Raw genomic sequence first — 24,832 nt, forward strand, 5'->3', positions numbered from 1 at the left:
TCAATTAGTTGGTGGCAGTGGGGTGCCTCTAACAATCGTAACGGTCTCGAGCTTCTGACGAGCTTGAGACCGCACGTGTGTTGCGTGACGTGAGATGGGGAAGAAGGCCATGGCTGAGCGGACGACCCGCGGACGTTTCGAGGACAGGAACCAACCTGAATCTGGATTTGGTCCTTTTCCTGACGATCCGCCGCCTGAGCGCAATCGGACCTATCGTTTCGGCAGGTCGGCCCAGGATAATTATCCGGCCGACGAGTCGATGCCGATGTTCCTCTCCGAATATGAGAGCGGCCATCCCATCGAGAGCACGCAGTTCGAGGAGCAGTGGCCGGCGCGGGCGCGCCGCACGTCGATCTCGTCGCGCATTCTGTTGGCGGTTCTTGCCGCGGCCGGCGTCGCCATGCTGTTCGCGCTGGTGACGTCGGATGCGACCCGCGACCTCATCGCCACGGCCAAGGCTTCGATCATCGGCAGCACCCCTGATCCCACCGCGCCTCCCCAGCCCAGCGGCACCCAGCTGACCGCCCGTGATATGCAGCTGAATGAGCCGGCCCGGCTGCCGCCGGAAGTATCCGCCGCGGCCTCCCCGGTGCAGACAGCGGCCGTCGCGCCGAGCCGGGACGATATCGCCAACGCGTATCAGACTGCGCTGCAGAATCGCGTCGTCACTCAGCCTGCGCCTGCTGCACCCAACGCCGCTGCCGCGCCGGCCGGACCCTCGGCCATGGCGCCGTCCTCCATCACGTCCCCCGGTGCCGGAGCTGCGATCGTGGCGCCGGGTCTTGGCGCGGTGACCGCGGCTCCTCCGCCGGTGCAGACGCGGCGGCTGGAGCCGGATGAGCTGGCCGGCATCATGAAGCGCGCCAAGGGGCTGCTCGCGGCAGGCGACATTCCGTCCGCCCGCCTGCTGCTCGAGCGTGCCGCCGAAGCACAGGAGCCGGCGGCGGCACTGATGCTGGCGCAGACCTATGATCCGCATGTGCTCGGAACGAAGGACATCCGCAACATCAATGCCGATCCGACGGCCGCCCGCAATTGGTATCGCAGGGCCGCCCAGCTCGGCTCCTCCGAAGCGCAAAGGCGCCTCGACCAGCTGCAGAATTGAGCGCACATGGCGGCCGTTGCCGCCGTGTTTGGTTTTTTGCTTTCAGACATGATCTTCGAACCAATCCTCGGCGCCCGCTTTGACACGGTGCCGTCCGCGTTCCGGTGAGCGATCATGTGCCCGACTTGATGAAGGGGGATACATGCGACGTCTTTTTGGAGCGGCCGTTGCCGCCATCGTCCTCGCGCTCGGTTTTTCTGCCCATGCCGAGGAGAGCGAATTCGATCCCGCCAAGGTCAGCGACAGCCTGAAGGCGATCTTCCAGTTCGGCTCGGTGCAGACCAAGCAGGCTTTGAACGCCAACACGGTGACGCTGATCACCGGCACGATCGGCGGCACCTATGTGCAGTTCGGCGCCGACCTCGCCTCCCTGCTGGATGACGGCAACAATCTGCGCGTTCTGCCGATCGTCGGCCGCGGCTCGGTACAGAGCGTGGCCGACATCCTGTTCCTGCAGGGTGTCGACCTCGGCGTCGTCCGCGCCGACACGCTGGACTATCTGGAGCGCAAGGGCTTCGCCAAGGACATCAAGAAGCAGTTCACCTACGTCACCAAGCTCTACAATGAGGAGATGCAGGTGATCGCGCCGCGTGCGGTGCGCAATCTGCGTGACCTCGAAGGCCGCCGTGTCAGCGTCGACCTGCCCAATGGCGGCACCTTCGTGACCGCGCTGACCGTGTTCGAACGGCTCGGCCTGCGGGCGAACTTCCTCTATATCGAGCAGCGCATCGCGATGGAGAAGCTGAAGCGCGGCGAGCTCGACGCCGTCATCGTCGTCGGCGGCAAGCCCTACAAATCGGTCAGCAACTTCGTGAATGACGGCCGCTTCCATCTCGTCAATGTGGATTACGACCGGCCGCTGCAGAACGACTATCTCCCGGCGACCTTGACCGCGAAGGACTATCCGAACCTGATCGCCGAGGGCGAAAAGGTGGATACGATCGCAGTGCCGGCGGTGCTCGCGGCCTACAATTGGGCGCCGAACACCGATCGTTATCGCAAGCTCGCGACCTTCGTCGATGCGTTCTTCACAAAGTTTCCGGCGTTCCAGAATCCGCCCTTCCATCCGAAGTGGAAGGAAGTCTCGCTCTCGGCGCCGCTCGCGGGCTGGCAGCGTCTTCCCTCGGCGAGCAAATGGCTCGAGAGCCACGCGATGGAAGGCGCCCAGCGCGATCGCTTCGACGACTTTCTGAAGCAGAGCAACGCCGGCAAGAACCTCCAGAGCGACGCCGAGCGGGAAGCCCTGTTCAAGCAGTATCAGGCCTGGGAGGCCGAAAAGACCGGCAGCGCCCGCGCCCAGGCTCGGGGACAGCGCTGAGCGGCTGATCTCGGCTCAGTCCTGAAGCAAATGAAAAGCCCCGCCGCATGGCGGGGCTTTTTGTTCAGCAGTTCAGACGATGACCGTGGCCATCCAAGGCCAGCCGGCATCAACCGGCGTCAGCTTCTGCATCCGGATCATGCTTCGCAGCGAGCCGCGCAAGTGCATCGCGCGCGGCAGCGCGATGGTCCGGTGTGATGTGCGAGGCCACCATGCGGATGGCCGTGGCGAGCACGGCCGCGTCATCGGTGAAGCCGAGAACAGGCATCACGTCGGGCAGAAAATCGAACGGCAGGATGAAATAGGCGATGGCGCCGAGCAGCGCGGCCTGGACGTGCCGCGGCGTCTCCTTGTCGAAGGCGCAGTAATACGCGGCAAGCAGATCCTCGGCGAAGGGCAGCCGGGCAACGACCTGCTTGAACTTGACCCAGAACCGCCGGCGCACAGTGTCGCGGTCCTGCGCCAGCCGGTCGGCAGGCTCGAAACCCACGCTGTAGTCGGTCGTATCCGACGCCATGTGTCATCTCCAGGTTCCGGATGGCGCCATGGAGCGCGATCCCCGGCACATGTGGGGATGGCCAATGCTGCCGCAAGTCGCCGGGGTGGACCGGATTCAGGCCATCGACGCGGCGATCGCATCCATGGCTTCGGCGAGCTCGACATCGAGCAGGGTCACGCCTCCGGCATCATGCGTCGAGAGCACGACGTCGACCGTGCGGTAGACGTTGCGCCATTCGGGGTGGTGATCGCGCTTCTCGGCCACGAGCGCGACCCGCGTCATGAAGCCGAACGCTTCGTTGAAGTCCCGGAACGTGAAGCTGCGGCTGATCGCGTCGCGACCGTCCAGCTCGGACCACCCGGAAAGTTTCCGGAGCGCGTCGGTTCGTGCCTCTGCTGATAATCGTTCCACCATGTCAACCTCCCATTCACCTCGTGGATGGCCCGCGCCCTTGTGCCGCACCCGGACCTTTACGGGACCGTAGTCTGCAGCCGTCCCGATGATTGCGCCACATCGCCCAAAAGACAGCTCTCACCCGGCCAATCTCGCCGGGTCATGGAACTGCCCCGATGATCGGGCCACTTCGGCTCCGGTAACCATGACGCAGATGTCACCCTGGGCGGACAAGAAATTTGCTACAGTCTACCTTTAGAGAAGAACGAGGGCAGGCGGCGCTGCGCGTGGCGCCGCTTCCGAGCCGTCGGATGACCGGAGGACCGGACCTGGTAGACCCACAGACCACGCCAGCGCAGCGCTCGCAAATGCGCCCTGCCGTGTTCATCGTCATCGCCGGGATCCTCGCGATCGTCGGCGCGCTGGCGGGTGCCTACTATTTCGCGATGCGGCCGGTAACCTTGAAGATCGCGGTGGGTCCCCCGAACAGTGACGACCTCAAGGTCGTTCAAGCCCTGACCCAAGCCTTCTCGCAATCGCATGCCGCGGTGCGGCTTCGTCCCGTGCCGACCGAAGGCGCGGCCGAGAGCGCGCAGGCGCTCGCTGCCGCCAAGGTCGATCTCGCGATCGTGCGCGGCGACCTCGAAGTGCCGAAGAATGCCCAGGCCGTCGCGACCTTGCGCAAGAACGTCGCCGTGCTTTGGGTGCCGCCTGTGGCCAAGGGCAAGGGACGCAAGAGCGGCGCCAAGATCACCAAGATCTCGCAATTGCCCGGGCACAAGGTCGGCATCATCGGGCGGACCCCGGCAAATGTGAACCTGCTGAAGATCGTCCTGCATCAATACGGCGTCGATGCCAGCAAGGTCGACATCGTACAATTTCCGATTTCGGAGGCGGCCGAGGCGGTGCGCAACCAGAAGGCGGATGTCTATCTCGCGGCCGGACCGATCAACAGCAAGATCACCGCGGATGCCATCGCCGCCGCGACCAAGGATGGTGGCGTGCCGACCTTCCTGGCGATCGACTCCGCCGAGGCGATTGCGCAGAACCATCCGGAATACGAAGCGACCGAAATCCCGGCGGGCGCCTTCGGCGGCTCGCCGGACCGGCCGGAGGACGAAGTCAAGACCATCAGCTTCAATCACCACATCGTGGCGCGGAAGGGCCTGTCGGATTCGACGGTGTCGACATTCGCCCGCCAATTGTTTTCGGTGCGGCAGCAGCTGATGTCGGAGTTCCCGCTGGCCGCCAAGATCGAGACCCCCGACACCGACAAGGACGCCGCGATTCCCGCCCATCCCGGTGCCGCGGCATTCGTCGACGGTGAGGAGAAGACCTTCCTGGACCGCTACAGCGACTATATCTGGTGGGGGCTGATGACACTTTCGGCGATGGGCTCGGCGGGCGCCTGGTTCGCCGGCTATCTCAAGCGGGACGAACGTACGATCAACAGCTCGCTGCGCGACCGGTTGCTGGAGATGATCACGATCGCACGCAAGAGCGATTCGACCGAGGAGCTCGATCAGCTGCAAGGTGAGGCCGACGAGATCCTGCGCAATACGCTGACCTGCTTCGAGGATGGCGCGATCGAGCATGCCGCTCTCACTGCGTTCAACATTGCGCTGGAGCAGTTCCACAACGCGGTCGCCGATCGCAAGCTGATCCTGATGAGCATGCCCGCCAATCTGCAGCGCACCGGCGCGCAATTGCGCGCCGCCGGCACCTGAGCCCGCCCGTTCCCCAACGGTCCTCGCCTGTGAACGGTATCCCGATGTGCTCGGCATGGCCGTGTTATTCCAGCGTCACCAATCTTTTCTAGGCCTGCCGTGGTGGTGGCGGCGCCGATTGCACGCGCCATCCAAGCAGGAGATTCGCATGACCATTCACCTTTCGCGCCCGCAGCTGTCCAGGCTGTCCCGCCGCCGATTCCTCTCGACGGCAGCTGCCGCCGGCGTCACGACGCTGTCGATGCCCTATCTGAGCCGCGCCGCCGACCGGCCGCAGATCACGCATGGTGTCCAGTCCGGCGACGTCAGCATGGATGGCGGCGTGGTCTGGGCCCGTGCCGACCGCCCGTCGCAAATGCTGGTCGAGGTCGCGACGACAGAGTCGTTCAAGAACGCGCGCAGCCTGCCGCCGATCGCGGCGCTGCCCGAAAGCGATTTTACCGCCAAGATGCTGCTGGAGAACCTCCCGAGCGGCCAGGACATCTTCTACCGCGTCAAATTCCGCGACCTCTCGCACAGCGCCGTCGAAAGCGAGGCGGTGGTCGGGCGCTTCCGCACCGCGCCCGGCAACAAGCGCGACGTCTCGTTCGTCTGGGGCGGCGACGTGGCAGGACAAGGATGGGGCATCAATCCCGACGATGGCGGCATGTTCACCTTCGCCACCATGAAGAAGCACCGGCCCGACTTCTTCCTCCATTCCGGCGACACGATCTATGCCGACGGTCCGATCAAGTCCGAGGTCAAGCTGCCGGACAACAAGGTCTGGAAAAACCTGACGGTGGAAGAGAAGGCCAAGGTCGCCGAGACGCTCGACGAATTCCGGGCGGCTCATAAGTATAACTTCCTCGACGAGAACGTCCGCGCCTTCAATGCCGAGGTGCCGATCTTCGTGCAGTGGGACGATCACGAGGTGACCAACAACTGGTCGGCCTCCAAGGAGCTGCCGGCGGCCTACAAGGAGCGCAACATCCAGCTGCTCGCCGCGCGCGCGGCCCGCGCCTTCCACGAGATGTATCCGATGCGCGAGAGCATCGCCGAGCCTGGCCGGGTCTATCGCACCATCAATTACGGCCCGCATCTCGACGTCTTCGTGCTCGACGAGCGCAGCTATCGCGGCGCCAACGGCCCGAACCTCGAGGACAAATATGGCCCGTCGTCCTATTTCATCGGGCCCGAGCAGATGCGCTGGCTGAAGCAGGCGCTGCTGAACTCGCGCGCGACCTGGAAGGTGATCGCCTCCGACATGCCGCTCAGCCTGATCGTCTATGACGACGCGGCCAACAAGAAGGGCTCTGAGGCGATTGCGCAGGGCGACGGTCCGGCGCGCGGGCGCGAGCTGGAGATCGCCGAGATCCTGCGCTTCATCAAGACCGCGCCGATCCAGAACACGGTGTGGCTGACGGCGGACGTGCACTACGCCGCCGCGCATTACTATGATCCGAACAAGGCGCAGTTCCAGGACTTCGAGCCGTTCTGGGAGTTTGTCTCGGGCCCGCTGCATGCCGGCACGTTCGGCCCGAACGAGCTCGACAACACTTTCGGCCCCGAGGTGCGCTTCATCAAGGCGCCGGGTCTCGACAAGCAGAACCTGCCGCCGTCAGCCGGCATGCAGTTCTTCGGGCACGTCAAGATCGAGGGCGAGACCGGGCAGATGACCGTGACCCTGCGCGATCGCGCCGACGTCGCGCTGTGGTCGACGACCCTTGACCCGAAGCTCGGCTGAGCTGGCGGCCGCACTCGAAACACGCAGCAAAGTGCTGCGGCGGCAGCTAAGCCTGCCGCCGCAGCACCGCCTCCAGCGCTTCGGTCGGACACGGTTTCGGCAGCCGCGGCCGGTCGGCGAACGCTGCCGGCACGCGGTCGGCGCCGTAGCCGGTCGAGAATGCGAAGGGAATGCCGAGCGTTGTCAGCCGCTCGGCAATCGCGAAGCTCTTTTCGCGTACGAGGCCGACATCGAGCAGCGCGAATTGCGGTGCGCGCTCCTCGATCATGGCGAGAGCGCTGGCGACATTGGCCGCAACTCTGATGACGGCAATGCCAAGATCCGTAATCGTGTCTTCGAGGCCGAGCGCAATGATCGGGTCGTCTTCGACGACCAGCACGTCCTGATAGTGCTCGGGCACGCTGGACTGCGAGCTTGTCATGATCTGCGGGGTTCCGGGTGAAGGCCCCGCTGCCCGGCGCCTCCTTGTAAGCGCGCCGGCGGGTTCCTGGAACCGAAGGCAGCATATCAGAGTTCCTGTGTCGGTGCACTTGTGAACACAAGGGGCGGGGATCACGCACATGCGTATGGCGCGGGGAACGATGATGCTGAACCAAGGTGTGACGACGCTGTCGCGAGAGCGGCCCTACAACAATCTGCTGCGACGCTTGAGCCCAGCCGATTACGCGCTGATCGCGCCACATCTGGTCGAGGACGAAGCGGCGCCGAATGATCTGCTCTACCGTCCCGGCGACGACGTTCAGATCGTGCATTTCCCATGCGGGCCGGCGCTCACGTCCTATCTGGTGGCGAACGAGGACGGTCGCGACGTCGAAACCATCCTGGTGGGACGCGAGGGCGCGGTGGGCGGCATCGTCAGTGAAGGCTTCCTGCCTGCCTACACGCGCATCGTCGTCAAGTTCGGCGGTCCCTTTGCGCGGCTGCCGCTGTCGCGACTCGCCGCTGCCAAGCTGCAATCGAAGACGCTGCGCAACGTGTTCGCCCGCTATGCCGATTGCATGCTGGCGCAGGTGTTTCAGTCGACCGCCTGCAACGCCATCCATTCGATCGAGCAGCGCACGGCGAAGTGGATCGTCGCGGCGATGGACCGCACGGATGGCGAGCCGATTGTGCCGCTGACCCATGAGCAACTGGCGACCTTGCTCGGTGTCGGCCGCAGCTATGTCAGCCGTGTCGTCCAGACCTTCCGCGCCGAAGGCATTTTGGACACGCGGCGCGGCGCCTTCATTGTGCGTGACTTTGACGCCCTGAAACAGTGCTCCTGCCTGTGCAACGAGGCCGTGAAAACCCATTTCGAGGAGGTTCTCCGCGGCGTCTATCCGACCGAGCAGGCCGCGACGGGCTGATCCGATCCCAGCATTGCCTTAGCCTGCTGGAACTTGTCATAGTCCGGATGCAACCGGATTTGGGAAGTCCTCAGGGCAGGCATGGACGGCGCCGTTCTCCACGCGATCTTCGACGTCGCTGCCTGGCTCAGCGCGGCGGCCGCCGGCTGGTGGCTCGCGCGCTTTGGCGGCGTGAGCTTTCCCAGGCAGTCGACCGAATGGCCCTATATCGCCGCTCTCGTATTCGGTGCCGGGCTCGGCGCGTATCTGTTCGGCACGCTGAACCTGTGGCTCTCCGGCATGGCCGGGCTGGCGCGCTCGGTCGAGGGCGCGCTCGCCGGCGGCATTATCGCGGTCGAACTCTACAAATGGCGCCACGGCATCACCTTGCGCACCGGGGCGCGCTTTGCGCTGCCGCTCGCGGTCGGGGTCGCCGTCGGGCGGATCGGCTGCTTTGCGGCCGGGCTCGACGATTTCACCTACGGCACGCCGACGGCTCTGCCCTGGGGCCATGATTTCGGCGACGGCATCCAGCGCCATCCGGTGCAGCTCTATGAGAGTCTCGCGATGGCCAGCTTTGCCGCCGCCTATATCGTCGCGGTGATCAGGCGGAATGCGGCGGTGATCGCCAGCGGCTTCTATCTCGCGCTTCTGGTCTACGGCCTGCAGCGCTTCGTCTGGGAATTCCTCAAGCCGTACGGGCCGGTCGTCGGCCCCTTCACCTTGTTTCACCTGCTGTCGCTCGCCATTGCGGCCTACGCTTTGGCGATGCTGGCAACCGCGCCGCAATCGAAGGTCACGCATGAACGCGCCGCTGCGTAAGTCACGCCCCTATGTGTTCTGGGGACAGACCCAATCCCTGTGCGAGACCTGCCTCGCGCTGGTGCCGACCAAGATCCAGATCCAGGACAACGAGGTCTGGTACGAGAAGCGCTGCAAGGCGCACGGCGTGCAATCGACGCTGGTCTCCGATGACGCAGCCTATTGGCGGCGCTGCAAGGCGTTCATCAAGCCGGGCGATACGCCGCTCAGTTTCCAGCGCCGCACCGAATATGGCTGCCCCTATGATTGCGGCCTGTGCCCGGACCACGAGCAGCATTCCTGCCTGGCGCTGATCGAGATCACCGATCACTGCAACCTGACCTGCCCGGTGTGTTTCGCCGAATCCTCGCCGCAGCGCTCGCATTTCACGCCGCTCGCCACGGTCGAGCGGATGCTGGACGCGCTGGTGAAAAGCGAGGGCGAGCCGGACTTGGTGCAGATCTCCGGCGGCGAGCCGACCTTGCATCCTGATTTCTTCGACATCCTGGCCGCCGTGCGCGCGCGGCCGATCCGTCACGTTATGATCAACACCAACGGCCTGCGCATCGCGCGCGAGCCGGACTTCGTCGCGAAGCTCGCGGAGACCAAGCGTGGGCTCGAGGTCTATCTGCAGTTCGACTCGCTGTCGCGCGCCGGTCTCACGAACATTCGCGGCGCCGATTTGCGCCGCATCCGCCAGCAGGCGCTGGAGAACCTCGAACATCAGGGCATCTCGACCACGCTGGTCGCGACCATCAAGCGCGGGGTCAATGACGACGAGATCGGCGACATCGTGCGTCATGCCTTGGAATGGCGCTGCGTGCGCGGCGTCACCTTGCAGCCGGTGCAGGACGCCGGCCGCAATGCCGACTTCGACAAGGACACCGATCGCATCATGCTGTCGGAGATCCGCCGCCGCGTCGTCGAGACCGGCGTGTTCGGCGAGCAGGACATGATCCCGCTGCCCTGCAATCCCGAGAGCATCTCGATCGGCTATGGCCTGCGCAACGGCACAACCGTGCTGCCCCTCACCGCGATGGTGCCGCAGGAGGAGCTGCTGTCGGTGATGCCGAACACGATCAGTCCGGAAAAATATCCGGTGCTGCGTGACAAATTCGTCGAGCTGTTCTCGCTGTCGTCGGGGCCGCTCAATACCAGCGAGCGTGTCGCCGAATTCCTCTGCTGTTTGCCATCCGTGCAGGTGCCCGACAATCTCGGCTACGAGCACGTCTTCCGCGTCACCATCGTGCAGTTTCTCGACCGCTTCAATTTCTGCGTCGGCAACGTCAAACGCTCCTGCATCCATTTCGTCACCGAGCGCGGCGAGATCATCCCGTTCGACACCTACAATCTGTTCTATCGCAACGGCGCCATCGACGGCATCCGAGCCCGGCTGGCGAAGGGTGAACAGGCGTGAGCGAGCCGGAGAAAAAGAGTCCGCCGCCGCCTGCATCCGAGCAGCCGGGTGAGCTGCGCAGCGGCTGCCTGACGGCGGTCCTGTTCGTGGTCGGCGTCATCCTGCTGCTGCCGGGCGCCTGCGCCGTGGTCTTCGGTTATCTCGGCTTGCAGGAGAAGAACTGGCCAGCGGAGTTGACGGCGTGGGTCGTCGCCGGCCTGGCGGTCGGCGCGGGCGGCATTTTGCTGATTATAACGGCGTGGCGGCGGTGAGCGCACGCATGGTGTTCTTTGCAGTCCGTCTCATGATTCCGCGCAGCCATGATTGATCGACCGATCCTTCCCCCCGAACTTCCGCCTCAGCAGGCGCGCTCCGGCTGTCTGACGGCGCTCGCGGTCATTGCCGGCCTCATCCTGCTGTTTCCCATGGCTTGCGTCCTGGTCATCTTTCCCAACCAGATCACGCGCAACGACCTCGTCGATCCGATCGGACTGCTGTTCGTCGGCGCGGCCATCGCCGGCGTCGTGTTGATCATCCTGGCGGTCAGGCGCGGGCGGAGCCGTTCATGACGCCGCAGGAGCAGCCCGGACCGCCTGTGGCGCGGAGTCGTCCTGTCGATCCTGATGCTGCTCGTCGGACTGGTGCTGTTCGCGCCGGGCTTGCTATGCTTCGTGATGGAGTTGCGTGAGCCGAGTCCCGACGATGTCATCAAGGGTCTCCTGTTCTGGGCAGCCGCGATCGGCCTGCTGCTCGTTTTCTTCGGCATTCGACGAATGATTCCGCGCCGCCATGGATGATGACCCGTTCAACCGCCGTCCGCCGCTGTCGCCCTTCCTGGAGGACGTGCGTCGGGCGCGAGAGCCTGCCGGCCTGGTGGCGACGCTGGGGGCGATCCTCGGCGGGCTCGTCTTGATGTTTCCGTTCGGCTGCGTGATGGCGCTGATGCGCCGCGAGTGGAACGAGTTCGGCGGCTTGCTCGGCCCCGGCGCGATCCTGGCCGGCATGGCCGTTACGGGACTCGTGATGATTGTGCTGGCGGTGTACCGCCGCTGGGGCTGAGGCCGGTCACATGACCTCGCCGGAACGTCCTGAATCGCAAGCCGATCGTGCCATGCCGCCGCTGCCGAAGGAGCGCTGGAAGGGACCGCCCGAGGGCATTCCGGACGAAGACCGGCCGCGCGGCAAAGGCTGCCTGAATCCGTTGATCATGGTCTGCAGCCTGGCGCTGATCGCGTGGGGGCTGTACGCGGCGATCTACTTCGCCTTCTTCGTTCGCTGGCACATGGGCGGGTACTTCGGCTTCTTCCTCGAGGGCTTGGCCGCGTCGATCGTCGGCGCCGTGCTGATGCTGTCTGCGCACCACCGATTGCGCCCCACGACCCCTGGCCGCCCGGAGGCCGCGAGCGGCTGTCTGCCGAGCGTCATGCTGATTGCCGGTGTCGTGCTGCTGCTGCCGGGGGCCTGTTCGATGCTGTTCGGGCTGAGCGCCATGGGCTCGATCACGCATATCGGCGATCCCAGCCCGCTGCTGACGGGCTTCACCCTGGGCGCTGTCGGTGTTGCCGCGCTGTGGTGGGGCGCCGCACGGCCCGCCGGTCTCGCCGGCCCGCTGATGGCGACCGGGATCGTGCTGGTGATTCCCGGCCTCTTTCTCGCCGTCTACGGCTTCAGCCGGCTGTATTGGATCAACCAGATGCCGTCCGTGCTGCTTCCGATCGGGCTGCTCGCCGGGGTGATCGGGATCCTCTACGTCCGGGCGGCCCGGCAGCGCTGGCTGGCCGAAGCGTCAGCCGATCCGCCGGCCGAGTCACCCGGACCCGCTTCTGATTCCTGAAAGCAGTCATTGTTTTTTGGCGTTTTTCGCCTATATTGCGCCGCAACGCGTGAGGTCTGCCCGGTCCATTGGCCGGGTTTCCTATTTGGGGCTGCCGGTCCCTGCCGCCGAACGAGTTTCGCGAGCGCGCGTCGCAAAGCTAACAGCTTGATTCGACTATAACAAAGCGCGCGCCCCGCCGGGGACAGAGCACGGGCTCTTGAGAAAGCTTAGAAGACACCAACCATGAATCTTCGCAACATCGCCATCATCGCCCACGTCGACCACGGCAAGACCACGCTCGTCGACCGTCTCCTGCAGCAGTCAGGTACCTTCCGCGAGAACCAGAAGGTCGCCGAGCGTGCCATGGACTCCAACGATCTGGAGCGCGAGCGCGGCATCACCATCCTGGCCAAGGCCGCCTCGGTGCAGTGGAAGGACACCCGCATCAACATCGTCGACACCCCCGGCCACGCCGATTTCGGCGGCGAGGTCGAGCGCATCCTGAACATGGTGGATGGCGCGCTGGTGCTGGTCGACGCCGCCGAGGGCCCGCTGCCGCAGACCAAGTTCGTGGTCTCCAAGGCGCTCAAGGTCGGCCTCAAGCCGATCGTGGTCATCAACAAGGTCGACCGTCCCGACGCCCGCCCGACCGAGGTCATCAACGAGGTGTTCGACCTGTTCGCCGCGCTCGACGCCAGCGAGGAGCAGCTCGACTTTCCGATCCTGTACGGCTCGGCCAAGCAGGGCTGGATGGCCGACAGCCCGGAAGGTCCGCAGGACCGTGGCATGGAGCCCTTGTTCGAGCTGGTGCTGCGCCACGTCCCGCCGCCGAAGACCGAGGAGGGGCCGTTCCGCATGATCGGCACCATCATCGAGGCCAATCCCTATCTCGGCCGCATCATCACCGGCCGCATCACCTCCGGCACGCTCAAGCCGAACCAGCAGGTCAAGGTGCTGGCCGCCGATGGCAAGATGATCGAGCAGGGGCGTATCACGAAGATCTTGGCGTTCCGCGGCCTCGAGCGCACGCCGCTCGATGACGCCGAGGCCGGCGACATCGTCGCCATCGCGGGCCTGACCAAGGGCACCGTCGCCGACACCTTCTGCGATCCCTCGGTGGAGACGCCGCTGCCGGCGCAGCCGATCGATCCGCCGACCGTGTCGATGTCCTTCATCGTCAACAACTCGCCGCTGGCCGGCACCGAGGGCGACAAGGTCACCAGCCGCATGATCCGCGACCGCCTGCTGCGCGAGGCCGAGGGCAACGTCGCCCTGCGTGTCCGCGAGGCCGACGACAAGGACGCGATGGAAGTGTCCGGCCGCGGCGAATTGCAGCTCGCGATCCTGATCGAGACCATGCGCCGCGAAGGCTTCGAGCTGTCGGTGTCGCGTCCGCGCGTCGTGTTCCAGAAGGATCCGGCGACCGGCCAGACCCTGGAGCCGATCGAGGAGGTCGTGATCGACGTCGACGAGGAGCATTCCGGCGTCGTCGTGCAGAAGATGAGCGAACGCCGCGCCGAGTTGATCGAGATGAAGCCATCCGGCGGCAACCGCCAGCGCCTGGTGTTCTACGCACCGACCCGCGGCCTGATCGGCTATCAGGGCGAACTGCTGACCGACACCCGCGGCACCGCGATCATGAACCGCCTGTTCCACAACTACGCGCCCTACAAGGGCGAGATCCAGGGCCGCCGCAACGGCGTCCTGATCTCCAACGACCAGGGCGAGGCGGTGGCCTACGCCATGTTCAAGCTGGAAGACCGCGGCCCGATGATGATCGAGCCGGGCTGGAAGGTCTATCGCGGCATGATCGTCGGCGAGCACACCCGCGACAATGATCTCGAGATCAACGTTCTGAAGGGCAAGCAGCTCACCAACATCCGCACGACGTCGAAGGACGAAGCGGTACGCCTGACCCCGCCGATCAAGATGACGCTTGAAAAGGCGCTGGCCTATATCGAGGACGACGAGCTCGTCGAGGTCACGCCGAAGTCGATCCGCCTGCGCAAGAAGCATCTCGATCCCAACGAGCGCAAGCGCGCCGAGAAGCAGAAGGAGGCGGTGGCGTAAGACGGCCACGGCCTTCACACCTCGCGGGCGTTGCGAGAGGCAGCGCCTCCACACACTCCGCCGTCATGCCCCGCGGAGGCGGGGCATCCAGTACGCCGCGGCCCGTCGGGGTCACATAACCGTCTCGGCGGACTGGATCACCTGCTTTCCGGGTGATGACACCGCCTTGTGCGGCGATTTGACTGCCCACGCCAACGAGGTGGATTCGCCTCATGAGCAGCCTCCCATCGTCGATCGACATTGCCATCATCGGGGCCGGCGCGGCCGGCCTCGGTGCGGCGCATGCGCTGCAGCGCAGGAGCGTCTCCTGCATCGTGCTGGAGGCCCGCGACCGCATCGGCGGACGGGCCCACACCATCATGGCCTCGCCTGACGTCACCTTCGACCTCGGCTGCGGCTGGCTGCATTCCGCGGACCGCAACGCGTTCGTGGCGATCGCCGAGCAGCTTTCCTTCGCCATCGACAAGTCCCGTCCGCCGTGGCGCGACCAGGCCTATGAGGCCGCGTTCCCGCGCGAAGAGCGCGAGGAGTTCATCGGCGCGCTGGAGGCGTTCTTCACCCGCACGGCGGAAGCTGCCGCGCGCGGCCACGATGCCCCCGCGAGCGACTATCTCGAGCCGGGCAATCGCTGGAACGGCATGATCGATGCGATCTGCACCTATCTGAACGGCTGCGAGCTGGAGCAGATGTCGCTGCTCGACTTCGAGGCGTATGCAGACACCGAGGTGAACTGGCGCATCCGCCGCGGCTATGGAGCCCTGGTCGCCGCCTACGGCGCCGGCCTGCCGATCGCGCTGAACTGCAACGTGACCCTGATCGATCATGGCGACACGCGCATCCGCCTCACGACCTCGCAGGGCACCCTGACCGCCGACAAGGTCATCGTCACGGTGCCGACCAATCTCATCGCCGACGAGGCGATCCGCTTCAATCCACCGCTACCCGCGAAGGTCGAAGCGGCTGCCGGCCTGCCGCTCGGCCTCGATAACAAGGTGACGCTGGCACTCGACGGCTGGGAGCACCTGCCGAAAGATTCCGGCATGCGGGGCCGCAGCCACACCGCGCGCGTCGGCAGCTTCCAGCTGCGCCCGTTCGGTCAGCCCTGCATCGAGGGTTTCTACGGCGGCAGCTTCGCCCGCGAGATCGAGGCAGCCGGCGCGGGCGCGCTGGCGGCGCAGGCGATCGACGACGTCGTGGCGCTGCTCGGCCATGACATCCGCAAGAGCCTCAAGCCGCTCGCCGAGTCGCGCTGGGGCGCCGACCCGTTCGCGCGCGGCGCCTATTCGCACGCGCTGCCCGGCCATGCCGGCAAGCGCGCGGTGCTGGCGGCCCCGGTCGACGATCGCCTGTTCTTTGCCGGCGAGGCCACGCCGCCGGATTTCTTCTCCACCGCCCATGGCGCCCGCGACAGCGGTGAGCGCGCCGCGCGAGAGGCGCTCGCATCGCTGGGGAAGCGCTAGCCTATCAGCCGTGGCTGCGCTCGCGCTGACGTGCCCCGATCAACCCGCCGCGCTCACCATGCGCAGGAATTCGCGCGCGGCCTGGGTCTGGTGGTGCTGCTTGTGACGCAGGCTGTAGAAGTGCCGCTTGGGCAGCTCAATGTTGGCAATGGCGAGCAGGCCCGCCGTCACGGCCCGCATCACCACGAGGCGCGACAGCACCGTGACGCCGGCACCGGCCTCGACGGCGCCCCGCACCGCCTCGTTGGAGGGCAGATCGAACGCGATATCGAGCTGCGCCGGCGTGATGCCGAACCGGCCGAGCGCGGCTTCGAGCACGGCGCGGGTGCCCGAGCCTTGCTCGCGCAGCACCCATCGGGCCGCCTTCAGATCGCCGACCGTGAGGGACGCTGCCCGGCACAGCGGATGGCCGGCCGGCCCGACCAGCACCATCTCGTCCTCCGCGACCGGTTGCGCGGCGAGCAGGGGATCGTCGATATCGCCCTCGACGAATCCCAGATCGGCTGAGCCGTCCCGCACCTGGGCCGCGACCTGCTCGGTGTTGCCGATCGACAGCCCCAGCGTGATCGCCGGATGCGCGTCGTGGAAACGGTGAATGAAGGCCGGCAGCCAATAGCCGGCGATGGTCTGGCTCGCTGCCAGCGCCAGCCGTCCGCGCTTCAGGCCGGCGAGGTCGTCGAGCACGGTCTCGGCTGCGGCAGCGCGCGCCAGTACGGCTTTGGCTTCGACCAGAAACGCCTTGCCGGCCGCCGTCAGCACGATGCGGCGGCCGACGCGATCGAACAGCCTGGTCTGGTAGCGCGCCTCCAGCGCAGCGACCGCCGCCGACGTCGCCGACTGGGTCAGATGGAGCTCGCGCGCCGCCTGGGTGACGTGCTCGCGCGTCGCCACCGCAACGAAGATCCTGAGCTGCTCGAGCGTCACATCGGCTCCTATGTCGTTAGCTTCACCAGCGCCAGGCTGAAGATCGCAATGAACAGGAAGGCCGCGAGGCCCAGCGCCAGCGGCCGCAGGCCCTTTGCTTTGAGCTTGACGAAATCCGTCTCCAGCCCCATCGCGGCCAGCGCCATCGACAGCAGGAAACCGGTGACGGTCACAATCACCGTCTTCGCCTCGGCGGGCACCGTGATGACGCTGTTGATGCCGACCAGCGCAATGAAGCCGAACACGAACCAGGGCAATGGCGGCTGCGCGCTGACATGGTCTTGGCCGTGTCGGCGGGCGCGGCGTGTGGCCAAAAGGCCGAGCGTCAGCACCACCGGCGCCAGCAGCGTCACCCGCGCCAGCTTGGCGATGGTGCCGAACTCGCCGGCCTGCTGGCCCTGCTGGAAAGCGGCTGCGACCACTTGCGCGATCTCGTGAATCGAGGCGCCGCTCCACAGGCCGAAAGCGTGGGCGTCGAGTTGCAGCAGCGCCGGCAGCAGCGGGTAGGCGAACATCGCGATCGAGCCGAACACGGTGACGCAGGCCACCGCATAGGCGACGTCCTCGTCAGGCGCGCGCGTGACCGTGTTGGTCGCGATCACCGCGGATGCGCCACAGATCGAGGTGCCCGCGGCGATCAGTTCCGCCAGCTTGCTGTCGACCCCGAGCAGCCGCCCCATCCACACCGTGAACAGGAACGTGCCAGCGAGGCTCAGCGCGATCACCGCGAGCCCACGCGCGCCGACCTCGACGATCTGTGCGGCCGTCAGCTGCAGGCCGAGCAGGATGATCGCGATCCGCAGCACGCGGCGCATCGCGAACGCGACGCCCGGCTTGGCCCGCACCGGCGTGCCGACGACGTTGTGAAGCGCCATGCCGGCCATGATCGCCAGGATCATCGGGCTGAACAGGCGGAAGCCTGGCAGCTGGTGGAGTCCGAAGGCACCGGCCGCGAGCGCGGCGGACAGCGCCAGCCCCGGCAACAGCAGTGAGAGACGCGTTGCAGGGGCGCGGGCATCTGCCCGATGAGCGACGACAGGGGCATCGGCGGTGAGATCGTGCGCAGGGGTGGCCATGAAAAACTCTCCCAAACCAGCGGTTTCGGAGAGAATTTCATGCTGAAATCAATCGATCCAACGGATTATATCGGATGAATCGTTCGAATCAATCGATTGATCTGGCCTACTCGAGCACCCGCCGGCGCAGCTCGGCGTCCGGCACGAAGCACGAATCGTATTTGCCGAAGATCCGGTAGCGGTTGCGCGCGACCACGCTGTACACGGCGTTACGGAGCGGCTTAGGCACCGCGAACAATGCCCGCGTCCAACCCCAGCCCGGCAGGTTCGACAGCACGGTGAGCGCCGCATCCGATTTGAGATGCGCCCGGCCACCATGCACGACGGCGTTGGTGTCGGGTTCCTTGGGATCGATGCCGAACGCCTGCGCCAGGCGCGTGCCGTAAGGCGACTGGATCGGCGTGAAGCGGAAACGTTTGGCGGCGTCGCGGGCGATGACGAACTGCACCCAGCGCGAACAGAACACGCAGATGCCGTCATACAGGATCACGTCGTCATCGGGCCAGGTGGTCATCATCGATTGTCCATTGTCAGCAGCGCGACCAGCATCAGCACGATCGCGGGTCCGGTCTTGACCAGAGCGCCGAGCGGCTCGAGCCAGAGATCAGGCGTCAACAGCGCGCATCCGGCCATGTAGCCGAGCGAGACGACAATGCCTGCAATCAGGCCGAACACAGCCGTCCGCCGGAATGAGATCAGGACGCCGACCGAGATGTCCATCATGCTGGTGATGGCTGCGAACGGAATTGCGAAGCCCTCGGGCCAGCCGCGCGTGGTCAGGATTGCCGTCGTCGCGGGGAACGACACGAACAGCGCGATGCTGCCCGAGGCGATCCAGAACAGCACCAGGCTGGTGATGATCAGCGCCTTGACCAGGAACAGCCGCGCAAACCATTTGTCCTGGATCGACGCGCCATGCCCGCCGATCGCGTCAGCCAGAGGCGTTGGCGTGAGGCCGGTGGCGGCGATCCAGGGCTGCGGATCGCCGCGGACGCCGCGGCGCAGCTCGGCCATCGCCGTGGTGCGGATCGGCGGCCTCCAGCCGAGCCAGCTCGATAGGTCGCCGGCAACAGCGCCGAGCTTGAGGACCGTCAGCGGCAGCGCGATGCGCGGCCACTGCACCGTGCCAAAGCTGCGGCGAAAGCCACCGATGACGTCGCCGAGCGTGACCGGCTGCGGTTGCATCAGGTCCCAGCTCACCGCACGGGTCGTCTCGTCATCGATCGGGCGCGTCGCCAGCCAGGCGACCGTCGCGGCGATGTCGGCCACCGCGACCGGCTGGAACGGCGTTGCCGCATCCTTCGCCGGCAGATCGAGCGGCAACGCGGCAAGCGCGCGAACCATCGCGCTGCCGCCATAGGCCGTGGGCGCGATCACGAAGCCCGGCCGCAGGATCGCGTAAGGGAACTCCGACGCGGCAATCAACCGCTCGGCCTCGCGTTTGGTCGTTGCGAACGCCGTGTGGTCCTCTTCGGCTGCACCGGGGATCGAGATGTGAACGAAGCGAACGTTACGGCCGCAGGCGGCGAACGCGGCGAGCAGCCGCGCGACGATATCGCGGTGCACGGCATCGGTGCTGCTGCCCGGACCATCCTGCAGCACACCCAGGCCATTGACGACCACGTCGATCTCATGGGCACGGATCAACCCTGCCAGAGCCGACGGATCGAGCGCCATGATCGGCAGCTCGATGTCCAGCGGCGACATTCGTTGTGAGGCCGAAAACGCCCGCGCCAGGCCGATCGTCACAAAGCCGCGCCGGCGCAGGTCGTCGGTGAGGTAGCGGCCGATCAGGCCGGACGCGCCGAGCACGAGGATGCGCGGATAAGCGGTCATCGCCGGCTCCCGATCAGAACGGCTTCGCGATCATCAGCCAGAGAATGGCCATGACCGACCCGAAGCCGGGAATGCCGCAGATGAACCAGCGGCGGAAGACGGTGAAATAGCGTGGCGGCAACGGCTGAGCATCGGCGTCGGCGGCGCGCGCGAGATCGCGCAGCTCGATCTGCATGAAGATGACCGGCACCCAGAACAGTCCCGCCAATGCATAGAGTACCAGCGACGTCGTCAGCCATCGCTCCGACAGCGACGTCGATGACAGCCACATCAGCGTGCCGCCGCTGATCGGCTGCAGCAGCACCGCCGACAGCGTGAACAGCATGTCGGCGATGACGACCACGCCCGCGGTTCGCGCGATGAACGCAGCCTGTCCGCTCAGATGCGCCATCAGCATGAAGAATGCGATCCCCGTCCCGGTGCCAAGAATGACGATGGCGCCGAGGACGTGCAGATATTTGACCAGGAAATACAGCGTCATCATGGTCCTGCTTGCAGGGCTGCAGCCATCGGTCGCCGCCCTTCTTTGGCTCATCGATATCGCAGTGCGTGCGTGCTGTCCCGGCCAGGTTGGCGCGGCCGTCGCGCGCCTGTTCGTCCCAGCCGAAGCAAAGCGAACAATCATCGGAGGGCGTCGAGCGCCATCGTCCTGCCGAGCGGGAATCGTTCTCCGCCGGCACCGCGCGCGCGGCTGCTGCGGCCGGTCCGCTGCAGTTTGTCGTTGCCCGTCGCAGCTGACGGTTATTAAGCACCGTTGGCGCATGGGCATGTTGCGAATTTGTCCCTTTTCGGCACAGCTTTCCGCCACGGTGATGCCGAAAGTCCACAGGTTAACCGATCTTTAACGTGGCACCTTGAAGGCGCGCCGCCGACTTGCTTTGATCTCGTCATGAGCACAACCCTGATCGAAGTCCGTCCGGCCAAGGCTGCAGATGCGGCTGCGGTGGCGTCAGCCCATGATGAAGCTTGGCGTTCTGCCTATCAGGGAATCATCCCTGGCGCAGAGCTGGAGAAGCTGATCAACCGGCGCGGCCCCCAATGGTGGGACAGCGCGATCCGCAAAGGCAGCCGCGTCAGCGTGCTGGTGTTCAACGACAAGGTCGCAGGCTATGCGAATTACGGCCGCAATCGCGCCCGCAGCCTGCACTTTGACGGCGAAGTCTACGAGCTTTATCTGCGACCGGAATTTCAGGGGCTGGGGTTCGGTCGCCGGCTCTTTCAGGCCGCCAAGCGCGATCTCGCGCAAAGCGGGCTGAAGAGCATGGTGGTGTGGGCGTTGTCCGACAACGATCCCGCCACCGAGTTTTACCGTGCCTTGGGGGGCCGCATGGTCGCACGGTCGTCCGAGCGCTTCGGGCCGAAGTCGCTCGACAAGGTCGCCTTCGCCTGGACGAACTGAGTCCCGGCGAATTGCACCCGGACTGCTTGAACCCTGGACGCGTTAAGCGTTAACGCGGTCCTGAACTGAACTGAAGGTTTCGGATTGAGGTAGCTGTTGCGCAGCCGCGATTTTTTTGCGACTGCGAATATGAGCGCTCAGCTCGCGAGTGTCCGACCCTCAAACGTTCAAATTCTCAAAGTTCAAGTTCTACGGAGCATCCATGCGCATCGACGCCATCCCGATCGGGAAAGATCCGCCGCGCGAGGTCAACGTCGTCATCGAAGTGCCGGTCGGCGGCGAGCCGATCAAGTACGAGCTCGACAAGGAGGCCGGCACGCTGTTCGTCGACCGCTTCCTGTATACGGCGATGCGCTACCCCGGCAATTACGGCTTCATCCCGCACACGCTCTCCAATGACGGCGATCCCTGCGACGTGCTGGTTGCCAACACCCGTGCGATCGTGCCCGGCGCGGTCATGAGCGTTCGCCCGGTCGGCGTGCTCATCATGGAGGACGAGGCTGGCGGCGACGAGAAGATCATCGCGGTGCCGTCCTCGAAGCTGACGCAGCGCTATGACAAGGTCCGCACTTATTCCGACCTGCCGGACATCACCCTGCAGCAGATCCAGCACTTCTACGAGCACTACAAGGATCTCGAGCCCGGCAAATGGGTGAAGGTGCTGCGTTGGGGCAATGCCGACGACGCCCATCAGCTGATCAGCGAGGGCATCGCCCGCGCCAAGGCGGCGAAGAAGTAGGGTTGTTGTTCGAGTCAGCCCGGCGCCGCGGAATCGCAAACCGCGCGGCGCCGGCGCCTCTGATCTCCAGAGCATGATCCGGACAGGTGGAAACCGGCTTTCCGAAAGATCATGTCCAAGCAAAGCTTGGCCCGTCGGGAAGAAGGCTCACACCGCCGGCTTCGGCAGTCCGGCGATGGCGCAGGCGGCGCGCAGCGTGTTCACCAGCAGGCACGCCACCGTCATCTGGCCGACGCCGCCGGGCACCGGCGTGATCGCACCGGCGACCTCCGCAACTTCGGCATAGGCGACATCGCCGACCAGGCGGGTCTTGCCCTCGGCGGTCGGGATGCGGTTGATGCCGACATCGATCACGGTCGCTCCCGGCTTGATCCAGTCGCGCTTCACCATCTCGGGCCGGCCCACGGCGGCGTAGACCAGATCGGCGCGCGCGGTCAGCGCGGCCAGATCGCGCGAGCGCGAATGCGCGATCGTCACGGTGGCGTTCTCGTTCAACAGCAATTGCACCAGCGGGCGGCCGACCAGATTGGAGCGGCCGATCACGATGGCGTTCAGGCCTTCCAGCGAGGGGTGGACGGTCTTGCTCAGAATGATGCAGCCGAGCGGCGTGCACGGCGCCAGTGCCGGCTGGCCGCCGGAGAGGCGGCCGGCATTGTGCGGATGCAGGCCGTCGACGTCCTTGGCCGGGTCGATCGCGTTGATGACGATCTCGGTCTCCAGGCCCTTCGGCAGCGGCAGCTGCACCAGGATGCCATGAACAGAGGGGTCATGGTTGAGCTTGTCGATCAGCGCCAGCAACTCGCTCTGCGCGACGTCGGCAGGCAGCTTGTGCTCGAACGAGGCCATGCCGGCGGCCTGGGTCTGGGTATGCTTGCTGCGCACATAGACCTCGGATGCCGGATCGTTGCCGACCAGCACCACCGCGAGCCCCGGCGTCAGGCCGTGATCGCGTTTGACCCGCTCCACCTCGCGCGCCACCTGCCCGCGCAGGTCGGCTGCGATCACTTTTCCATCGATGATGCGCGCGGTCATTGCTCTCCCTCGTCGTTCAACTCAGTCCATTGAGCGCAGGATGCTTGCCGCGAGCTCCCATCCTCCCCTGGAGGGGGAGGGTCGGTCGCACGCGAAGCGGGCGAGCGGGGTGGGGTGAAGCCACGGATGCTGGTCCCGTGGAGAGATCACCCCACCCCGCCTCACGTTCGCTTCGCTGACCGTGAGGCGACCCTCCCCCTCCAGGGGAGGGTGAAGACCGCTGTCTGCGAAGCCGAAAGTTCTCCTCGCGTATCCTGCGTCTGCCTCGACTATTTCCCGGTCGGCTTATGGGCTGCGACGAGGTCGCGCAAGGCCTGATCGAGCCTGGATGCGTCGCCTGTGATCGTCACCTGCTTGAGCCGCGCGGTGGCGCCGGAGGTGATTCGCACCGCCGCCTTGGTGACGCCGATCGCCTTGGCCAGCAGTTCGGTCACGGCGCGATTCGCCTCGCCACCATCGGCGACCGCGCGCACCCGGAGCTTCAGCACGCTGCGGCCGTCGGAGAGCGTCTCGATGCCGTCAATAGCGTCGCGGCCGCCGCGCGGTGTCACCCGCAGCGCAACGGTCAGGCCGTCGGACGCCGGGCGCCAGGGCAGCGGGCTCATCGCGCCGTTCGGCCTAGGGCACGAACGGATAGACGTAATCGGCCAGGTACATCTGGATCAGCATCAGCAGGAAGAAGACGATGATCGGCGAGATGTCGAGCCCGCCGAAATTCGGCAGCCGGCGGCGGATCGGGCTGAGCACCGGCTCGGTGATTCGGTAGAGGAACTCCGCGATGCCCGCGACGAACTGATTCCGCGTGTTGACGACGTTGAAGGCGATCAGCCAGGACAGGATGGCCGACGCGACCAGCAGGTACATGTAAAGCGAGATGACCTGGATCAGAACGTAAATGATGGGCTTCATCAGGGGGCTTCTTGGGGCGGGAGAACGGGCTCACCGCTAGATATCGGTTCCCCCAGGGGCAAACAAGGGAAGCTGCCCGTCAAGGCTAACGGGCGATGTGAGCGTTCTTGACTTGGCCGGAGGCCCGACTGTAAATGGCGCCGTTCTGCCGGCCGCCTTCCCAATCTCGAGCGGCCGTGCGTGACCAAGCCGTCGGACTTGACAAGTCTTTGGACTTGAAACGTGACTTGGGGCCATAGCTCAGCTGGGAGAGCGCATCGTTCGCAATGATGAGGTCGGCGGTTCGATCCCGCCTGGCTCCACCACGCTTCGCCCTTCGGGCTACGCGTGGCGCGGCCACGCAGTGCCCGAAGGGCGAAGCGTGGTGCCCGGCGTAGCCACATGGCGAAGCCAGGCTGGTATTTAGCCCAATGGACTGAAAAGCCTGATTGTCTGAAAGACCGGCTTCTACTCAGCCGCCTCGGCCATTGCCGCAACCGGTCGCCGCGCCAGCCAGCCGTCCAGAAAATGCTGGAGCCACGCGCGCTCCGCCGTATCGTGCACGGCTCGTCCGTCGAAATGATGGTGGCGCGGCCGCGCGCCGGGCGTGTCCAGCCGGGCATGACCGCGCGTGGTCCAGCGGCACATCATCGCGTAGGTCACGTCGGGGTGGAACTGCAGCCCGGTGGCGTTGTCGTATTGGTAGGCCTGGACTGGAAAGTCGCCGCCCTCGGCGAGCAGCTCGGCTCCGGCGGGCAGGTCGAAGCCCTCGCGGTGCCAGTGATAGACGTGATCGGGCCAATGTGGACACAATCGGCGCCCGGCTTGGGTCGGACGGATCGGGTAATAGCCGATCTCGGCGCGCCCTTCCGGATGCGGCGCGACCTTCGCGCCGAGTTGCATCGCCAGCATCTGTGCACCCAGGCAGATCCCGAGGAACGGGCGCTGCTCGCGCAGCGGCACATCGATCCAGTCGATCTCGCGGCGGACGAACTCGTCGGGATCATTTGCGCTCATCGGACCGCCGAAAATAACGGCACCGGCGTGCTCATCGAGCGTCTCCGGCAGCGGGTCGCCGAAGCGCGGCCGACGGATGTCGAGCGGATAGCCGCGGGCACGGAGCGCGTTGCCGACCCGCCCGGGGCTCGACGTCTCCTGATGCAGGATGATCAGAACCGGCCGCCGCGGTGTAGCCGCGCGGGCCGGTATGGAGGGTCGTTGTCGAACGTCCGTCTTGGCGGTCCCGTTCGGTTGGCGCGAAGGGTCTTGCCTGAGCATCACCTGACGATCATAGCTAAGCGAAAG

Annotated in this window: 28 protein-coding genes and 1 tRNA gene; 17 read left to right on the plus strand and 12 right to left on the minus strand. The window is 65.7% G+C overall.

Annotated elements, in window-relative coordinates; all coding sequences use genetic code 11:
• Positions 1–109: 109 nt before the first annotated feature.
• Both BBTA_RS01180 and BBTA_RS01185 read left to right on the plus strand, forming a co-directional pair.
• Positions 110–1,105 carry a hypothetical protein gene (locus BBTA_RS01180; RefSeq protein WP_012040597.1) on the plus strand — a complete coding sequence of 332 codons (996 nt, stop codon included), beginning with the start codon at positions 110–112 and terminating at the stop codon, positions 1,103–1,105.
• Between the two features lie 142 nt (positions 1,106–1,247).
• A complete protein-coding gene (locus BBTA_RS01185) occupies positions 1,248–2,423 on the plus strand; it encodes a TAXI family TRAP transporter solute-binding subunit (RefSeq protein ID WP_012040598.1) in 1,176 nt (391 codons plus the stop codon).
• Positions 2,424–2,532: 109 nt separating this feature from the next.
• Here BBTA_RS01185 and BBTA_RS01190 read toward each other — a convergent pair whose 3' ends face one another.
• Positions 2,533–2,940: a YkvA family protein gene (locus BBTA_RS01190; protein ID WP_012040599.1), complete on the minus strand. Its 408-nt coding sequence runs from the start codon at positions 2,938–2,940 to the stop codon at positions 2,533–2,535.
• A gap of 96 nt (positions 2,941–3,036) precedes the next feature.
• Positions 3,037–3,336 (minus strand): 4a-hydroxytetrahydrobiopterin dehydratase, encoded by a 300-nt coding sequence (locus tag BBTA_RS01195; protein WP_012040600.1) that lies wholly within the window; start codon positions 3,334–3,336, stop codon positions 3,037–3,039.
• Positions 3,337–3,695: 359 nt separating this feature from the next.
• On the opposite strand from BBTA_RS01195, the gene BBTA_RS01200 reads away from it, so the two are divergent.
• Both BBTA_RS01200 and BBTA_RS01205 read left to right on the plus strand, forming a co-directional pair.
• Complete coding sequence (locus BBTA_RS01200; protein WP_012040601.1) at positions 3,696–5,042, plus strand: TAXI family TRAP transporter solute-binding subunit; 1,347 nt, start codon at positions 3,696–3,698, stop codon at positions 5,040–5,042.
• Between the two features lie 148 nt (positions 5,043–5,190).
• Positions 5,191–6,765, plus strand: a complete 1,575-nt coding sequence (locus BBTA_RS01205; protein WP_012040602.1) for an alkaline phosphatase — start codon at positions 5,191–5,193, stop codon at positions 6,763–6,765.
• A gap of 46 nt (positions 6,766–6,811) precedes the next feature.
• Here the strand turns inward: BBTA_RS01205 and BBTA_RS01210 are convergent, their stop codons facing one another.
• A complete protein-coding gene (locus BBTA_RS01210; RefSeq protein ID WP_012040603.1) occupies positions 6,812–7,186 on the minus strand; it encodes a response regulator in 375 nt (124 codons plus the stop codon).
• A gap of 163 nt (positions 7,187–7,349) precedes the next feature.
• On the opposite strand from BBTA_RS01210, the gene BBTA_RS01215 reads away from it, so the two are divergent.
• The 10 genes from BBTA_RS01215 (at position 7,350) to BBTA_RS01255 (ending at position 15,633) form a co-directional block, all read left to right on the plus strand.
• Positions 7,350–8,111 carry a Crp/Fnr family transcriptional regulator gene (locus BBTA_RS01215; protein ID WP_012040604.1) on the plus strand — a complete coding sequence of 254 codons (762 nt, stop codon included), beginning with the start codon at positions 7,350–7,352 and terminating at the stop codon, positions 8,109–8,111.
• 81 nt (positions 8,112–8,192) lie between these two features.
• A complete protein-coding gene (locus BBTA_RS01220; protein ID WP_012040605.1) occupies positions 8,193–8,912 on the plus strand; it encodes a prolipoprotein diacylglyceryl transferase in 720 nt (239 codons plus the stop codon).
• Positions 8,893–10,308 (plus strand): radical SAM protein, encoded by a 1,416-nt coding sequence (locus BBTA_RS01225; protein WP_012040606.1) that lies wholly within the window; start codon positions 8,893–8,895, stop codon positions 10,306–10,308. The genes BBTA_RS01220 and BBTA_RS01225 overlap by 20 nt, the downstream gene beginning before the upstream one ends.
• Positions 10,305–10,559, plus strand: a complete 255-nt coding sequence (locus BBTA_RS01230; RefSeq protein WP_012040607.1) for a hypothetical protein — start codon at positions 10,305–10,307, stop codon at positions 10,557–10,559. Before BBTA_RS01225 ends, BBTA_RS01230 begins: the two co-directional genes overlap by 4 nt.
• 48 nt (positions 10,560–10,607) lie before the next feature.
• Complete coding sequence (locus BBTA_RS01235) at positions 10,608–10,856, plus strand: hypothetical protein (RefSeq protein ID WP_012040608.1); 249 nt, start codon at positions 10,608–10,610, stop codon at positions 10,854–10,856.
• A 54-nt stretch (positions 10,857–10,910) separates the two neighbouring features.
• Positions 10,911–11,084: a hypothetical protein gene (locus tag BBTA_RS40595; RefSeq protein ID WP_012040609.1), complete on the plus strand. Its 174-nt coding sequence runs from the start codon at positions 10,911–10,913 to the stop codon at positions 11,082–11,084.
• On the plus strand, positions 11,077–11,346 hold the full coding sequence (locus tag BBTA_RS01240) for a hypothetical protein (RefSeq protein ID WP_244424290.1): 270 nt from the start codon (positions 11,077–11,079) through the stop codon (positions 11,344–11,346). Before BBTA_RS40595 ends, BBTA_RS01240 begins: the two co-directional genes overlap by 8 nt.
• Positions 11,347–11,398: 52 nt before the next feature.
• Positions 11,399–12,121, plus strand: a complete 723-nt coding sequence (locus BBTA_RS01245) for a hypothetical protein (RefSeq protein WP_244424292.1) — start codon at positions 11,399–11,401, stop codon at positions 12,119–12,121.
• A gap of 225 nt (positions 12,122–12,346) precedes the next feature.
• Complete coding sequence (gene typA, locus BBTA_RS01250) at positions 12,347–14,173, plus strand: translational GTPase TypA (protein ID WP_012040612.1); 1,827 nt, start codon at positions 12,347–12,349, stop codon at positions 14,171–14,173.
• A 212-nt stretch (positions 14,174–14,385) separates the two neighbouring features.
• Entirely contained in the window at positions 14,386–15,633 is a 1,248-nt protein-coding gene (locus BBTA_RS01255) for an NAD(P)/FAD-dependent oxidoreductase (RefSeq protein ID WP_012040613.1), read from the plus strand.
• Positions 15,634–15,672: 39 nt separating this feature from the next.
• Here the strand turns inward: BBTA_RS01255 and BBTA_RS01260 are convergent, their stop codons facing one another.
• The 5 genes from BBTA_RS01260 to BBTA_RS01280 all read right to left on the minus strand — a co-directional run bounded on the left by BBTA_RS01260 (position 15,673) and on the right by BBTA_RS01280 (position 19,950).
• On the minus strand, positions 15,673–16,557 hold the full coding sequence (locus BBTA_RS01260) for a LysR family transcriptional regulator (protein ID WP_012040614.1): 885 nt from the start codon (positions 16,555–16,557) through the stop codon (positions 15,673–15,675).
• Positions 16,558–16,565: 8 nt separating this feature from the next.
• Entirely contained in the window at positions 16,566–17,540 is a 975-nt protein-coding gene (locus BBTA_RS01265; RefSeq protein WP_012040615.1) for a YeiH family protein, read from the minus strand.
• A gap of 199 nt (positions 17,541–17,739) precedes the next feature.
• A complete protein-coding gene (locus tag BBTA_RS01270) occupies positions 17,740–18,147 on the minus strand; it encodes a thiol-disulfide oxidoreductase DCC family protein (protein WP_012040616.1) in 408 nt (135 codons plus the stop codon).
• On the minus strand, positions 18,147–19,469 hold the full coding sequence (locus BBTA_RS01275; protein WP_012040617.1) for an SDR family oxidoreductase: 1,323 nt from the start codon (positions 19,467–19,469) through the stop codon (positions 18,147–18,149). Before BBTA_RS01275 ends, BBTA_RS01270 begins: the two co-directional genes overlap by 1 nt.
• A 13-nt stretch (positions 19,470–19,482) precedes the next feature.
• Positions 19,483–19,950 (minus strand): DUF2269 domain-containing protein, encoded by a 468-nt coding sequence (locus BBTA_RS01280; RefSeq protein ID WP_012040618.1) that lies wholly within the window; start codon positions 19,948–19,950, stop codon positions 19,483–19,485.
• Between the two features lie 408 nt (positions 19,951–20,358).
• Between BBTA_RS01280 and BBTA_RS01285 the strand changes: the two genes are divergently transcribed.
• Together BBTA_RS01285 and ppa are read left to right on the plus strand one after the other, a co-directional pair.
• Positions 20,359–20,868 (plus strand): GNAT family N-acetyltransferase, encoded by a 510-nt coding sequence (locus BBTA_RS01285; RefSeq protein ID WP_008963902.1) that lies wholly within the window; start codon positions 20,359–20,361, stop codon positions 20,866–20,868.
• Between the two features lie 202 nt (positions 20,869–21,070).
• On the plus strand, positions 21,071–21,607 hold the full coding sequence (gene ppa / locus BBTA_RS01290) for an inorganic diphosphatase (RefSeq protein WP_012040619.1): 537 nt from the start codon (positions 21,071–21,073) through the stop codon (positions 21,605–21,607).
• Positions 21,608–21,754: 147 nt separating this feature from the next.
• On the opposite strand, the gene folD is transcribed toward ppa, so the two are convergent.
• The 3 genes from folD to BBTA_RS01305 form a co-directional block, all read right to left on the minus strand.
• Positions 21,755–22,639, minus strand: coding sequence for a bifunctional methylenetetrahydrofolate dehydrogenase/methenyltetrahydrofolate cyclohydrolase FolD (gene folD, locus BBTA_RS01295; protein ID WP_012040620.1), 885 nt, complete (start codon positions 22,637–22,639; stop codon positions 21,755–21,757).
• A gap of 269 nt (positions 22,640–22,908) precedes the next feature.
• A complete protein-coding gene (locus tag BBTA_RS01300) occupies positions 22,909–23,244 on the minus strand; it encodes a DUF167 domain-containing protein (protein ID WP_012040621.1) in 336 nt (111 codons plus the stop codon).
• 13 nt (positions 23,245–23,257) lie between these two features.
• A complete protein-coding gene (locus BBTA_RS01305) occupies positions 23,258–23,548 on the minus strand; it encodes a YggT family protein (RefSeq protein WP_012040622.1) in 291 nt (96 codons plus the stop codon).
• Between the two features lie 229 nt (positions 23,549–23,777).
• Between BBTA_RS01305 and BBTA_RS01310 the strand changes: the two genes are divergently transcribed.
• Positions 23,778–23,853, plus strand: a tRNA-Ala gene (locus BBTA_RS01310).
• Between the two features lie 142 nt (positions 23,854–23,995).
• On the opposite strand, the gene BBTA_RS01315 is transcribed toward BBTA_RS01310, so the two are convergent.
• Positions 23,996–24,805 carry a glutamine amidotransferase gene (locus BBTA_RS01315; RefSeq protein WP_012040623.1) on the minus strand — a complete coding sequence of 270 codons (810 nt, stop codon included), beginning with the start codon at positions 24,803–24,805 and terminating at the stop codon, positions 23,996–23,998.
• Positions 24,806–24,832 lie beyond the last annotated feature (27 nt).

The sequence above is a fragment of the Bradyrhizobium sp. BTAi1 genome (assembly GCF_000015165.1).
Classification (GTDB): domain Bacteria; phylum Pseudomonadota; class Alphaproteobacteria; order Rhizobiales; family Xanthobacteraceae; genus Bradyrhizobium; species Bradyrhizobium denitrificans.